A 14,630-nucleotide genomic window follows, 5' to 3' on the forward strand; every position below is an offset into this window, starting at 1 on the left:
ACTGAGTATCAGAAAGCTTGTTTGAATCGATGTATTTCATCCGCAGATTATGCACGAATGCCAAGAAATCCGGAGTGCAAATATTAACCAAAAAGAAGGTCGTTTTTTGATTTATGAAAGAGATCTAATATACCGCCAGTAAAACCGACTTCGATGGAACTGACTATCCAACACCCTATATTGGGCATAAAAAAGTTTTGATGGTCGCAAGCGATGAGCGTTATCTACTGATGAAAAATGGCAAGTTCTTCTCCACAGGCAACCACCCAGTAGAAACTTTACTGCCTATGTATCATTTAGACCGCGCGGGCTTTGACATTGATATTGCGACGTTATCCGGCAATCCAGTTAAACTTGAAATGTGGGCGATGCCCCATGAAGATGCTGTTGTGCCTGCAACATTCCAAAAATACTTAGCCCAATTTAAGAAACCTTTAAAACTGGCAGATGTACTGAAAAACAGTTTAGGTGATGACTCTCCCTATTTGGCTGTCCTTATTCCCGGTGGGCATGGTGCTTTAATTGGTCTACCTGACAGTGAAGACTTAAAAACCTTACTGAAGTGGGCGGTGGCAAAAGATAAATTTGTCATTTCGCTGTGTCATGGGCCAGCAGGCTTATTGGCTGCCGCGGTTAATGAAACCCCTGAAAACTATATTTTTAAAGGCTATAAAATGTGTGTGTTCCCCGACGCACTCGACCAAGGGGCAAACTTAGACATTGGTTATATGCCGGGGGAATTACCATGGTTGCTGGCAGATCGCTTAGAAAAGTTGAGTGTCGAAGTGGTCAATAAAGAGATGTCGGGACAGTGTATTCAAGACCGTAAGTTAATTACAGGAGATAGTCCTTTGGCCTCAAACACTTTGGGTAAAATGGCAGCACAGGCGCTTTTGGCCGAGGTTCAGTAGTTATATTTTTTCAATCAAGAGCGCCGTGGCGCTCTTTTTTATGTCCAATTTACTTGTTAAAAGTTCTAGTATTTAAGATTGGAAACTGATCTTTTATGTGGAAAAAAGATTAAAATTAAGCACTCATTTGTTCCAACCAAACTGTTTAAAAATCGCACTGCCTTGAGCAGAACTTAAAAACGTAATAAAACTTTTCGCTTCAGGATTTTTTAGACTGTGTTGTGTCAGGGCGATACCTGCATCACGGTAAATCACCAGTTCAGGTTCGATCGGAATAATTTGCCCAATGTCTGGATTACTGACCCCCCAAATATTAAACACTAACCATGCATCATAGCTGCTGTCCGCTTCCCATGCTTTTTTCGCTGCGCCTGTATTGGGTGCATACATGGCGATATTTTTACGGAATGATTTTGTGAGCTGAATATTACCGGTTCTACCCGCAATATCTTCCCACATGCCCACTTGGCCTGCGCCATGTGTGACCAAAACTTTAGTGTTTGGTTTGCTTAGGTCTTTAAACCCTTGAATATGTTTGGGATTACCTTTTCTGACTAAAATGGCGGCAGGGCGTAAGTAGAGTGGCTCAATTGAGTCCTTTACGATTTTGTTGGCAAATACGCTTTCGAAATCTGACATCATGGCTTCCGAACCGCTATAGATGACGTCGGCATCGAATTTGGCTTTGTCGGCCCATTGTGAAGTAGGACCAGCGGTTACATGGACATCTATCCCTGTCTTATTTTTAAATTGTTTCGCTGCTTCATGCATCGCTGGTGCTGGCCCACCTGGACCATAAACATTGATTGCCGCAATAGTGTCCATTGATAAAAAGCCCAGCATGAGCGGAAAGATATAGTAGCTCAGCTTATACATTTTTAACATTGTTATTTCCTTTATTGATATTTGAACGCTGATCATATTTTTTTTCTGATGTATTTGAATCTTTATATTATTTTTTTTGTTAAATGATTTTTTAAACATGTGGACAGAAAACAATAGCAACTGCGAAGTTGCAGGACAGTTGAATTGTAAGGTCGACCAAGAAATAAAAAGAGCGCCTAGGCGCTCTTTTTATCATTTTGACACTATTAATTAGTAGTCAAAGCTAAAGTGTTCAGGTGCTAAAGAAGTCATGGTTTTTGAAGGATTGACCATTGCTTCGGCATGACCTTGAGTGCGCGGTAATAAACGTTCGAAGTAGAAGTCAGCGACTTTAATTTTCGCTTTATAGAATTCAGCAGATTCTTTGCCATCACCAGAAGCCAATTTTTCTGAAGCCACAGCCGCTTGTTGTGCCCAGAAATACGCCATCATCACATAGCCTGAGAACATCAAGAAATCGACAGAAGCTGAAGATACCACGTCACGGTCTTTACGAGCTGCTAGCATAATACGAACAGTTAAGGCATTCCACTGCGCACATACTTTGGTTAAGTCCCATGCAAAACGACGCATGTATTTATTACGTGCCTGTTGACCACAGAATTTTAAAATTTCAGTGGTGTAGTCACGAATTACTTTACCTTTAGAGGTCAGAAGTACTTTACGACCAATTAAGTCAAGTGCTTGAACACCTGTTGTGCCTTCATACAGTGTCGCAATGCGTGCATCACGTGCAATCTGCTCCATACCCCATTCTTTAATGTAGCCATGACCGCCATAAACTTGCATACCGTGGTTTGCAGCTTCCAAGCCCAATTCAGTTAAGAAGCCTTTTAAAATTGGGGTATAGAATCCTAAGTGATCATCATGTGCTTCAAATGCAGCAGTATCGCCACGTTCAAGCGCATCTGCCATTTTGTCGGCAATTTGCGCTGCGTAATAAATCATTGAGCGACCGCCTTCAGCAATCGCTTTTTGTGTTAGCAACATACGGCGAACGTCAGCGTGATGAATAATGGCATCCGCCACTTTTTCAGGGTCTTTCTTGCCAGAAAGTGCACGCATCGACATACGTTCTTTGGCATATGGAAGTGCACCTTGGAAAGAAAGCTCAGCATGTGCAATACCTTGAATTGCCGTACCGATACGTGCGGTGTTCATGAAGGTGAACATGGCATGTAAGCCTTTGTTTGGCTCACCAATCAAGTAACCGACAGCATTATCAAAGTTCAACACTGCGGTTGCAGAAGCACGAATCCCCATCTTATGTTCAATTGAACCACAAGTCACAGGGTTACGTTCACCAAGGCTGCTGTCTGCATTGACCAAGAATTTAGGCACAATGAACAGAGAAATTCCTTTGGTGCCTGCAGGTGCATCTGGAAGACGAGCAAGTACGATGTGAATGATGTTTTCAGTTAAATCTTGTTCACCTGCAGAGATGAAGATTTTAGTGCCTGAGATGTTATAAGTGCCATCGGCATTTAATTCTGCTTTGGTCTTTACTTGACCTAAGTCGGTGCCACACTGAGGTTCAGTTAAACACATGGTACCAGACCATGTACCTGCCACTAAGTTCGGCATATACAGATTTTTCTGTTCGTCTGTACCAAACTGTAAAATGGTGTTCATACAGCCAATGCTTAGACCTGGGTACATTTGGAATGACCAGTTTGCTGTGCCCATCATTTCCGATTTAATCAGATTTAAAGATTGAGGCAGGTTCTGACCGCCAAATTCTTCAGGGAAAGACAAACCTTGCCAGCCACCTTGGACAAACTGGTCATAAGCGTCTTTGAAGCCTTTTGGTGTTTTTACTTCACCATTGTCGAAGGTACAACCTTCTTCATCGCCCGATTGGTTTAAAGGAGATAAAATATTTTCACAAAAATCTGCTGCGCCTTCTAAGATCATATCTACCGTATCAGCGTCGGCAGCTTCACCATTCGATAGGGTTTGATAATGTGCAGGATAATCTAGCACTTCATTCATTAAGAAGCGAATATCATGTAAGGGAGCTTTATATGCAGGCATGTGTGTAATCCTAATTTAGAAATAGTATTGGATTATTTAAATCGATCATTTCATTATTCATACATCGTATCAAAATACATTGATAGATCCGACTTGAGAAAATGTCAGAAAGGCGAATTGGTAGATAAAATCATCAATCTAAAAAGACAGTTCTGTTACACTGACTCGGTGGTCTTTTGATCATGTACTTTTTTAATAAACTATAATTAACTCAGGTTTTCAGCAAGTATTATGCGCTTAAAATATATAACACTTTGTTTATTGGGTTTGAGTATCAGTGGGTGTACTCAGCATGTCATTAAATCCAATGCCTCTTCAGATCAGCAGCTCGGGCAACAAGCCACGCATGGTCTTAATGCCATGTTTGAAAATGCCAGCTATGATTTTAAAGGTCAGTTCTCTATTCAATCTGACTTTAATTTTAATGAGTCCAAGCCAAATACTCAGTCAAATTCCAAGTCCAATGTTCAGTCAAATGGGGCGAACTTAGATCCAGAGTTGAAAAAACAATTAGATCAACTATTAAAAAATCAAAAGATTTCCTTTACCGCCAAAGAAAAACAAGCCCTATATGATGCACTTGCGCGTGAACAAAATCCGTATGCATCGTTGTATGGCAGTGGTGAATCACGTTCTGCTAAGGTTCAAATCGCAGAATCTTTGGTAAATTTACTCAATGACTTACAATTTAGTTATCAGGGCTCTGTGCATTTCCGTCAAAAATTGGCAGCATTGACTTTGCAGTTAAGTTATCAAAAACCAACCTTACAAGTGCAAGCACAGTTGCCGATGGTGGTTGATTTTAATGACTATAAATTTTATACCAACTACTTTGCCTTTATGCCGTTCATGGTGAATCGTGAAAGTCAGGATCGTTTTGCCTACATTGACTTTTCTAAGCATAAAGACGCATTTGGTCATATTGATTTTAAAAAGTTTGCAGAATATTTAAAGCAGATGAATGCACTGCCATATGCTTTGGCAGAGCCAAATCAGGTGCATAGTGTTGATTTAAGCAAGTCAGAAAAAGAAGCTGGGCTAAGCAAAAAAATTCGCTATATGGGTGACTTAGAAACAGCACAAGTACAATTGGGCTTGTTTGAATACGTCAATAAACTGCACTATACCCAACAGATACAAGCTTTTGATGCTGAGAGTCTGATTGAAGATGCTGCAAAAACACCAAGCGCAGCGGAAGATGCAATGCAGGCGGCGAAAGAAGCAGAGATTGCTGCAAGTAGCGCAAGTGAAGACCCAGCCTATGATTCACTCGAACGTGTCAGTCATTTGGTGAACCAAAAAATGCAGAACTTGAGTGGTTATGGGCAGAGCGATGAACAAGAGATTGTTGTAGATGCCGCTGCCGATGCTACGGTTGATGCAGCAGCAGATGTGGCTTATGCGCAGGCCGCGACAGAAGATGCTGATGAGACAGTAACTGAAGTGTCTGCTTCTGCAGCACCAAATACGCTATCTGAAGAAGCTTGCGATGCGCTCATCAACAGCAAAAGCATTCCTATTGGTAAAGTGACCACATGCCGTGATTATCAAGATATTGATGTACTTGCACCTAAAGTAACCAATGAATCTGTAGATGAAGAGACTTTTGGACAAGCAGCGACCAATGTTTTGGAAGAGCTGAAACCACTCTTTAGCGCGTATCAAACAGAGCAACTGGTAGATGCACAAAGCTTTAGACAGCTTTGGCAAAAACATCAGGCTGAAATTACACCAATCATGGCACAGTTGGGTAGCGAGCGTTCACCGTTTGTGATGGATGTTGGACTCGACCAAAAAGGTCGTGCGCAAAACATGGATTACAACATTGTGATTAGCGATGAGCAAATTGGTAAGCTACAAATTAAGAGCACCAATCAGGTGTTTAACTATGGCAGTGCGACAGCCATTGACCGTCAAGCTTTAAGAAATGCAAAATCGATTGAGGAAGTGTCTAAAGGTTCACTGCTGGAAAATGTAGTGAAAGGCATGCTGGGTCCGTTAGGTGCTGATTCATCAAGTGCAGAGAGCGCATCATCAAGCACGACAGCGTTACCTAAGGCTATTTCAGATTATTACCAGCAGGCAGCGCAGCAAAGCTATGCACGTCAGCATTCTGAAGTCAAAGCCTATCAAGCAGTATTTGCTTTGATGTTTGCCGCACAGCGTCCAGAATATATTCGTTACTATAGCTCAGCGACCATCAATGAAATTTCAGAAGTGTATGCCTATGAGTTCATGGATGTTGCAGAGCCGAAGGGTGCAGCACTTAAACGTCTGACTCAGTTACGTCAAAAACATGCTTTACAACATGAACAAGACTTTGATGAGCTGGGAGAAAGTATCACCAATATCGTTAATGATGCGTTGGAAAATGTACAAGAAAATCAGCATTGGAAGGATTTGGCGAAGAAATACAAAACCAAGCAAGCGGTCTTTGCTCAGGTCTATCAAGACAAATTTACCGATACCTATGAAATTGAGCCAGAGCAGATTGCATATTTGACTCAGTCTGCACAAGTCTTTGCTAAAGCATTTGCAGATGACTTAAAAGGTCAATTGACAGAAAAATCGTTGCAAGGTTTGAAGCTTGAACATGACGACTTCTTTAGCGACTCGACCTATTACGAGACCTATAAAGCTGTACAGAAACACATGAACTAATCTGAAAAAAAGAACCTCTGCGGAGGTTCTTTTTTTTTAAGTTTATAAAAAATCTTTCAGGTTTGGTTTGATACCATTCCAAATCGAAAAAGATTCAATCGCCTGGCCCACGAGCATGCCGTAGCCTTCAGAGGTGGGTACGCCGCGAATTTTGGCTTGATCTAAAAAAGTCGAGGGTTTGCCATAGGCCATTTCATAAGCATGTTGAAATTGCAGAGCTTCAGGCAGAATTAAGGCATCGCCACTTAGGCTGGCAGAGGTTGCATTAATCACCAAGTCAAACTGACCTTCGAGCGCATCTAAGCCGATGGCTTGCAATGTCGCTTGCGGTACAGCTGTTTTTAAGTCACTCACCAGTTGCTCTGCACGGGCAAGAGTACGATTGGCAATCACAATTTTTTTTACCCCTGCTTGTACTAGTGGATAAATAACGCCGCGAGTTGCACCACCTGCACCGATGATTAGCACATCAGTCTGGTCTAAGTTCCAGTCCAAAGCATGAATGGCATCAACTAGCCCTTGTCCATCGGTGTTGTCACCATGTAATTGACCATCGACCATCCACAGCGTATTCACAGCTTTTGCGATTTTAGCGCGTTCAGTGAGGACTGTGCAGGCGGCAAAGGCTTGTTCTTTAAACGGGACAGTGACATTAAGACCAATGCCACCCTGTGAGAAGAATTCTTGGATGTTGGCGAGGAAGCCATCGAGTGGCGCAAGACGTTTACTATAGTTGAGGTCGAGCCCCATTTTTTGTGCAAACGCATGGTGAAGTTCAGGTGAGCGAGACTGCTCAATCGGGTTGCCAATGACAGCGAATTGTTTGTTCATCGCACCAAATCCATGTGGAAAATGCTGTTCAATATACGGCAAATTACACGCAGGCTAAAGCGTTCAGTGGTTTTTTATCAACAGAGAAAAGAAAGGCGGCTTATGGATTACAGATGCTGTGAATCGCATCAAACAATAATTTTGCTGCGGTCAGGGTTAAGCCAATACCTGCAAATACGGTGATGCTGATGGATGCATTGTCATTAAACGCACTTTCAGAAAAAATAGTGGTACTGATCGAGCTTAGCAACACAATAGCAAAGCAGAAAAGAACCATGGTGGTTGAGCTAACTCTTTTTGCGAACATGTTTGGGACCTCAGAGAACAGCAAAGGAGGATACTAAATATTGATGTCATTAAAATGAATACATTGAAAATGACTTAATTTAGCTTACGGTTTTTGCGAACTTAAAAGAACCCAATTGCTGTTTTAAACCTGTGACAATGCTTTAATAAATGCAAAGAAATGACGCTTTGTGTAGTGGTCATTCTACGGGGAATTGATCGGGAAATATATAAAATTTAATGTATAAGCTGCCCTAATCTAGTGAAAAGGGCATGCGTGGAGACATAGAATTGTAAGACTGTGTGTCTATTTGAGTAGCTTGAGCCAATCTTGGGGTTTCAGGTAAAAGTCGGTCAGTTTTTTCTCAGCGGAATCGGCCTCCCATTCAGGTCGATATGACCAACCGGCCAAATTTGGCAAGCTCACTAAAATCGATTCAATCCGCCCCCCTGTTTGTAAACCAAAAAGTGTGCCGCGGTCATAGACCAAGTTATATTCGACATAACGACCACGACGATAGATTTGAAAGTCGCGCTGTGCTTCGCTATATGGCTTGTCTTGGTTACGTTGGAAGATCGGAAGAATAGCTTCTAGGTAGCCATTGCCGACAGCTTGAATATATTGAAAACAGGTTTCAAAGTCCCATTGATTGAGATCATCAAAGAACAATCCACCGACACCACGTTGTTCGTCACGGTGTTTTAAATAGAAGTAGTCATCACACCATTGTTTATGTTCGGCATAGACTTCAGCGCCAAAGGGCGCACATAAGTCATGCGCCGTCTGATGCCATGACAGCACATCTTCATCATTGGGGTAAAATGGAGTGAGATCAAAGCCCCCCCCAAACCACCAAATCGGATCTTGGCCTTCTTTTTCAGCCACGAATAAGCGTACGTTGGCATGTGAAGTCGGGACATTCGGATTTTTCGGATGGATCACCAAAGAAACACCCATGGCCTGTGCTTTGGCACCTGCAATTTGCGGATGGCGCTCAGTCGCTGAAACGGGGAGTTTAGAAATGTTGATGTGTGAGAACATCACTCCACCTTTTTCAATCACTGTGCCATTTTGCAGCACGCGTGAACGACCACCACCGCCTTCAGGACGCTTCCAATCATCTATTTCAAACTGAGCAGTCCCGCCACCAGCACGTTCTTGTTGTTCAAGTGCGGCACAAATACGAGCCTGTAAGTCGAGGAGAAATTCGCGAACACGTTGGATATCCGCAGACGTTGGGTGCTGCATGAAAAGCCTCATGGGAAAAGATGAAAACTGCCTACATCAAAACATAAAACAGCAAAAAGATTAAGAATATTTTCCGAAGAGTCCTACCGCAGCATTCGATGTTGTGAAGCAATTCAAAAATGAAATGCTGCTATGTGGAAAATAACCTGACCAATTCGCTAGGTTGAATTCTGATTCTAAGCTCAGCAGAATAACCACAGTACAGACCTGAGTTTGGCGATGCAGAATAGGCTGCATTTTCTGAATGCGGAAGAGCTGATGGTAAATATGCGCGATTCATTGATTCAAAAATACAATGTTCCTGGTCCACGTTATACTAGTTACCCAACTGTGCCGTATTGGGAAGAGGCACAGTTTTCTTTAGAGCAATGGAAACAGACGCTGAAAACATCGTTTGCTGAATCGAATTCGACTGAAGGCATGAGCTTGTATATTCATCTGCCTTTTTGCGAAAGTCTCTGTACTTTTTGTGGCTGCCACAAACGCGTGACTAAAAAGCATGAGATGGAGCAACCTTATATTCAGGCTGTTTTAAAGGAATGGTCTCTTTATTGTGAATGGCTTGAAGAAAAGCCGCGGATTAAAGAAATTCATTTGGGTGGAGGAACGCCCACTTTCTTTTCTCCAGCGCATTTAACTCAACTGATTGAAGGTATCCTCGCGCAAGCAGAGATTGCCGAGCAGCATGAGTTTAGTTTTGAAGGGCATCCGAATAATACTACACGCGAGCATTTGCAAGCCTTGTATGACTTGGGCTTTCGCCGTGTTAGTTATGGGGTGCAGGATTATAATGAAACCGTACAAAAAGCCATTCATCGGATACAGCCTTTTGAACATGTCGAACAAGTGACGCAGTGGGCGCGTGAAATAGGCTATAGCTCAATTTCACATGATTTGGTCTTTGGTTTACCTTTTCAAAACCTAGATGATGTCCTCAATACCATTGATCAAACCAATCGTTTACGTCCAGACCGTTTGGCTTTTTATAGTTATGCGCATGTGCCTTGGATCAAGGGCAATGGGCAACGTGGTTTTAAAGACCATGATGTGCCGAAAGATGAAATAAAACGGCAGTGCTATGAGGAAGGAAAAAATAAATTACTGGCACAGGGTTATCATGAAATTGGTATGGATCATTTTGCTTTGGAAAGTGATGGGATGTACCAATCATTTCAGGCAGGCACTCTGCATCGCAATTTTATGGGTTACACCGCGTCTAAAACCCAAGTGATGATTGGTTTAGGTATCTCATCCATCAGCGACAGTTGGTATAGCTTTGCGCAAAATGAAAAAAAACTCGAAGATTATTATGCGCGACTGGAAAACAATGAACTTCCTGTCTATCGCGGGCATATTTTGAGTGCTGAAGATCTGATGATTCGTCGTCACATTTTAAATTTGATGTGTAGCTTTCAAACGTCGTGGGCAGATCCAAGTATGCAGTTTCCTGAATTGGCTGAGGTCTTGGGACAACTGGAAGAAATGCGGGACGATGGTTTATTAGAGATTAAGCCACAGAGCTTACGAGTAACTGAGCAGGGCAAAGCCTTTGTGCGCAACATTTGTATGGCGTTCGATTTGCATTTAAAACGCCGTCGACCTGAGAGTCGTATTTTTTCCATGACCATCTAATCTGATTGAAGCGCTCTAAACCGGCTTTTTCAAGTAGGCTTAGAGCAAATGATTAAATTTTAAAAATCATCTTTCTTGTACAAGTGTGCCATGCGTTCATGCTTGGTCTTTAAATATTCTTCATTGAAAGGATTTAAACCAACCGTCAAAGGCACACGATCCACCACATTGATCCCTTGCTCTTGCAATGCTGCAATCTTCAATGGATTGTTGGTAATCAAACGGACTTGTTGAATATTGAGATGATCCAACATAATGCTGACCATGTCATAACGACGTGCATCGGCAGGGAGGTTGAGCATTAAGTTGGCATCAACGGTGTCATGCCCTTGGTCTTGTAGCGCATAAGCACGAATTTTATTGGTGAGTCCAATGCCACGACCTTCTTGGCGCAAATACAGAATCACGCCTTGCCCAGCTTCATTGATCAGTTTTTGCGTGGCTTGCAATTGTGGGCCACAGTCACACTTCAAGGAAGCAAAGGCATCGCCCGTGAGACATTCGGAATGAACACGGACTAAAACGGGTTCAATGATCGGCTGATCCAAACCTTTTGAGAGTGCAACATGTTCTTCACCGGTCTTAGGATCTTGAAATACGGTGATGTTAAATTCACCAAAAGCAGTCGGTAAACGGGATGTGGCAACAAATTCAATAGGCACAGCTAAACCTGTAAATAGTTCAGAAATTGGCTAAAGTATAGCGTAATGCATCGACATTGGTAGAATTGCATCCATGAATTTATGCAGAAGATTTTCTTTTTTGTATAAAGCGAACGATAATAGTTGATAAATAGTAAGATTATTCAGGATAATCACCTGCACTAAACGAACACCCAGTGAGAGCACTGCTCAAAACTGCATCGCTAGAAATATGGCTGATTGAAGGTGATAGCATTCGACGATATGATCGAATTACCCATTTGACCTAGCTAGATTTGCCAGGCTTTAGAAGGCTTTGCCATATTATGTTGTATACAGAAATACCAGCTCATCGCCCTGTAACACCGTTGTTGGATACGATTGATCATCCTCAACAACTTCGCTCGCTTGAGCAAAGTCAATTAGCACAAGTGGCAGACGAGCTACGTCAATTTATTCTGTATGCCGCAGGACAAAGTGGGGGACACTTTGGTGCAAACCTCGGTGTAGTCGAACTCACCGTGGCATTACATTATTGCTTTAACACACCGAATGACCGCTTAATTTGGGATGTCGGTCATCAAGCCTATCCGCATAAAGCATTAACGGGTCGCCGTGAACAGCTCACGACTATTCGTGCCAAAGATGGTTTAGCTGCCTTTCCTGCGCGTGATGAATCGGTATTTGATACCTTTGGAGTCGGACATTCTTCGACTGCGATTTCAGCAGGCCTAGGTATGGCGCTGGCACGTCGTTATCAAAACAATCCATGTGAAGTGGTCGCGATCATTGGCGATGGGGCGATGACAGCGGGTATGGCCTTTGAAGCTATGAACGATGCAGTTGCGCATGATGCGGACCTGATGGTGGTGCTGAATGACAACGATATGTCGATTTCATGTAGTACAGGTGGATTTGCTAAACATTTGGCTTCGATTTGGGAGAGTGGTCAGTCCATTAATATTTCAGCGGATGGCGAAGCCTATGTACAGCCACACCCTGAATGGACCTATAACTCGCGCTTACATAGCGCAGCGACAGATGCGGCTGACAACGTCTTTAAAGCGATTGGTTTTGATTACTTTGGGCCTTTCGATGGACATGATGTCGAACAGCTGACACAAGTCTTTACCGCATTGAAAAAACGTAAAGGGCCACGTTTAATTCATGTCTATACCAAAAAAGGCAAAGGCTTTGCACCTGCTGAAGCTGACCAAATCAAATATCACGCGATTACAAAAATAAATGCCAAGTCTGCTCCGCAAACGGCGCCCAAATATTCAGATGTCTTTGGTCAATGGTTATGTGATGAAGCCGCACAAGATGAGCGCTTACTGGCGATTACCCCTGCCATGTGCGAAGGCTCAGGTATGGTGGGTTTTGCCAAACAGTATCCACAGCGCTTTTTTGATGTTGCGATTGCAGAACAGCATGCGGTGACTTTGGCGGCGGGCATGGCGTGTGAAGGCTTAAAACCTGTGGTGGCCATTTACTCGACTTTCTTGCAACGCGGCTATGATCAATTGATTCATGATGTTGCCTTGCAAAATCTAGATGTTACCTTTGGTATCGACCGTGCAGGCTTAGTGGGTGAAGATGGGCCGACTCATGCTGGGGCCTATGACTATGCTTTCATGCGCACCGTACCGAATTTGGTGATTATGGCGCCTAAAGACGAAAATGAATGCCGTCAAATGTTGCATACTGCTTATTTATACAATGGTCCTGCCGCAGTGCGTTACCCGCGTGGCAATGGTTTGGGTGTTGAGATTCAACAACAGATGACCCCGATGGAAATTGGTCAGGCTGAAATTGTAGCGAGCTTTAATGATGCCCAAGACGACGTTATTAGCATTCTTGCCTTTGGTAGTCGTGTTCAGGCCGCAGTAGAGGCAGCACATAAATTGGCTGAACAAGATTTAGCGGTTCGTGTGGTGAATATGCGCTTTGTTAAACCGCTTGATGAAAAGATGATAGCGACTTTAGCACCATCAACGGCTTTATTTGTTACGGTTGAAGAACATGCGGTAATGGCGGGTGCGGGCAGTGCAGTCAATGAATATTTGGCACAAGCTCAAATCGTGAAACCGATGTTAAATCTCGGATTAGCGGATACATTCATGCATCAAGCCACGCATGCGCAAATGTTGCATCAGGCGGGACTAGATGCAGAAGGCATTGAAAGCTCGGTGCGCCAAGCCTGGTTAAAACTTGTACACATGGTTTAAGCACCGTTTTTAAATTTTAGAAACATTTTTTCCCTAAAAGCTCCGATCTTTGATAAGATGCGCGGGCTTTTATGCATTATTCTTTATCAATATCTTCAAATTGTAGTGGGTGTTCAATGGAACCTATGGTGGTGATGGCTGCGCGTGCGGCTCAATTAGTCGGTCAAGAGCTTTTAAAAGCGCATCAAAATCGTCATAAGCTCGATCTACAAGTCGAAGAAAAAGGAATTGATGGTCCAGTAACGCGTGTAGACCGTTATTTGGAACAATTGGCTATCGATACCCTACGTAAAAGCTATAAAAATCACAGCTTCCTTGGTGAAGAATTTGGTTTTCAAGAAGGTAAAGGTCACGACGCAGATTGGTGTTGGATCATTGACCCACTTGATGGCACTCTAAACTTCATTAACGGTGTTCCTCACTTCTGTATCTCTATTGCAGTTCAACATAAAGGCATTACTCAACACGGCGTGATTTACGACCCTGTGAAAGATGAGTTGTTCTCTGCAAGTCGTGGTCGTGGTGCCATGATGAACCAACGCCGTATTCGCGTAAACGTGAAAGACAGTCTTGAAAATACATTCATGTCTGTGGGTCATGCTTACCGTGCAAAACGTAATGGTGAAGTGATTTCTTATGCAAAAAATCATTTTGATTCATTGTTAAATGTGACTGAAGCTGGCGCGCAATACCGTCGTACAGGTTCAGCAGCATTAGATTTGGCGTATGTGGCAGCAGGTCGTTTTGACGCATACTTCGAACTCGGCTTAAAGCCTTGGGATATTGCAGCTGGTGAGTTGATCGTGAAAGAAGCGGGCGGCACAGTGGTTGATGCACGTGGTGGTAGCGAATCTATGGAAAATGGCCAAGTACTGGCATGTTCTATGAAAATGTTGAAACCTCTGATGAAAGCAGTTGTACCTGCTTGGGGTGAAGCTGCTAAGTAATAACATGCAGATCGTGTTTTAAGACATTGAAAAAGCCCTCATAAGAGGGCTTTTTCTTTGATAAGGATGAAAAAAGTAAAGACCTTTGTGGTGATTTACTTTATGGCTTTGACCTCTATAGATTGTAAAACATAGGCTGTGCCAGATTCTGATCACCTCTTAATGAAGATAGCTCTATCTCAGAAATAAAGTGGGTTAAAATTAGCCAGCGTATAGACACCTATTTAAGCTTGCTGTGTGTAATGTTCATTACAGGTCACAGATACCAGTCAAATCACGGCAACATTAGAGAGCTAGTACAATTAATTGCGTTTTATGGCTGATAG

10 protein-coding genes and 1 pseudogene are annotated in these 14,630 nt (G+C 42.8%); 5 read left to right on the plus strand and 6 right to left on the minus strand.

What is annotated here, in order from left to right; all coding sequences use genetic code 11:
* Positions 1–128: 128 nt before the first annotated feature.
* Positions 129–911, plus strand: a pseudogene (hchA, locus tag MF4642_RS14595) (glyoxalase III HchA); the annotation flags it as partial.
* Positions 912–1,034: 123 nt separating this feature from the next.
* Here the strand turns inward: hchA and MF4642_RS14600 are convergent.
* On the minus strand, positions 1,035–1,796 hold the full coding sequence (locus MF4642_RS14600) for a substrate-binding domain-containing protein (protein WP_005401306.1): 762 nt from the start codon (positions 1,794–1,796) through the stop codon (positions 1,035–1,037).
* 210 nt (positions 1,797–2,006) lie between these two features.
* Entirely contained in the window at positions 2,007–3,830 is a 1,824-nt protein-coding gene (locus MF4642_RS14605) for an acyl-CoA dehydrogenase C-terminal domain-containing protein (RefSeq protein ID WP_078389970.1), read from the minus strand.
* Between the two features lie 231 nt (positions 3,831–4,061).
* Here MF4642_RS14605 and MF4642_RS14610 point away from each other — a divergent pair, with 231 nt between their 5' ends.
* Positions 4,062–6,491: a hypothetical protein gene (locus MF4642_RS14610; protein WP_078426683.1), complete on the plus strand. Its 2,430-nt coding sequence runs from the start codon at positions 4,062–4,064 to the stop codon at positions 6,489–6,491.
* A gap of 42 nt (positions 6,492–6,533) precedes the next feature.
* Here MF4642_RS14610 and aroE read toward each other — a convergent pair whose 3' ends face one another.
* From aroE to hemF, 3 genes are all read right to left on the minus strand, one after another.
* Positions 6,534–7,322, minus strand: a complete 789-nt coding sequence (gene aroE / locus MF4642_RS14615; protein WP_078426684.1) for a shikimate dehydrogenase — start codon at positions 7,320–7,322, stop codon at positions 6,534–6,536.
* 100 nt (positions 7,323–7,422) lie between these two features.
* Positions 7,423–7,629 carry a hypothetical protein gene (locus tag MF4642_RS14620; protein ID WP_010327619.1) on the minus strand — a complete coding sequence of 69 codons (207 nt, stop codon included), beginning with the start codon at positions 7,627–7,629 and terminating at the stop codon, positions 7,423–7,425.
* 285 nt (positions 7,630–7,914) lie between these two features.
* Positions 7,915–8,856, minus strand: coding sequence for an oxygen-dependent coproporphyrinogen oxidase (gene hemF / locus MF4642_RS14625; protein WP_078389968.1), 942 nt, complete (start codon positions 8,854–8,856; stop codon positions 7,915–7,917).
* A gap of 267 nt (positions 8,857–9,123) precedes the next feature.
* Between hemF and hemN the strand changes: the two genes are divergently transcribed.
* Positions 9,124–10,488: an oxygen-independent coproporphyrinogen III oxidase gene (gene hemN, locus MF4642_RS14630; RefSeq protein ID WP_101495453.1), complete on the plus strand. Its 1,365-nt coding sequence runs from the start codon at positions 9,124–9,126 to the stop codon at positions 10,486–10,488.
* 59 nt (positions 10,489–10,547) lie between these two features.
* Here the strand turns inward: hemN and ribA are convergent, their stop codons facing one another.
* Complete coding sequence (gene ribA, locus MF4642_RS14635) at positions 10,548–11,150, minus strand: GTP cyclohydrolase II (RefSeq protein ID WP_004691377.1); 603 nt, start codon at positions 11,148–11,150, stop codon at positions 10,548–10,550.
* Positions 11,151–11,455: 305 nt separating this feature from the next.
* On the opposite strand from ribA, the gene dxs reads away from it, so the two are divergent.
* On the plus strand, positions 11,456–13,357 hold the full coding sequence (gene dxs / locus MF4642_RS14640; protein WP_078426685.1) for a 1-deoxy-D-xylulose-5-phosphate synthase: 1,902 nt from the start codon (positions 11,456–11,458) through the stop codon (positions 13,355–13,357).
* A gap of 116 nt (positions 13,358–13,473) precedes the next feature.
* Positions 13,474–14,304 (plus strand): inositol monophosphatase family protein, encoded by an 831-nt coding sequence (locus MF4642_RS14645; RefSeq protein WP_004691373.1) that lies wholly within the window; start codon positions 13,474–13,476, stop codon positions 14,302–14,304.
* The last annotated feature ends 326 nt before the right edge of the window (positions 14,305–14,630 follow it).

The sequence above is a fragment of the Acinetobacter sp. MF4642 genome, from assembly GCF_002018925.1.
GTDB lineage: Bacteria > Pseudomonadota > Gammaproteobacteria > Pseudomonadales > Moraxellaceae > Acinetobacter > Acinetobacter johnsonii.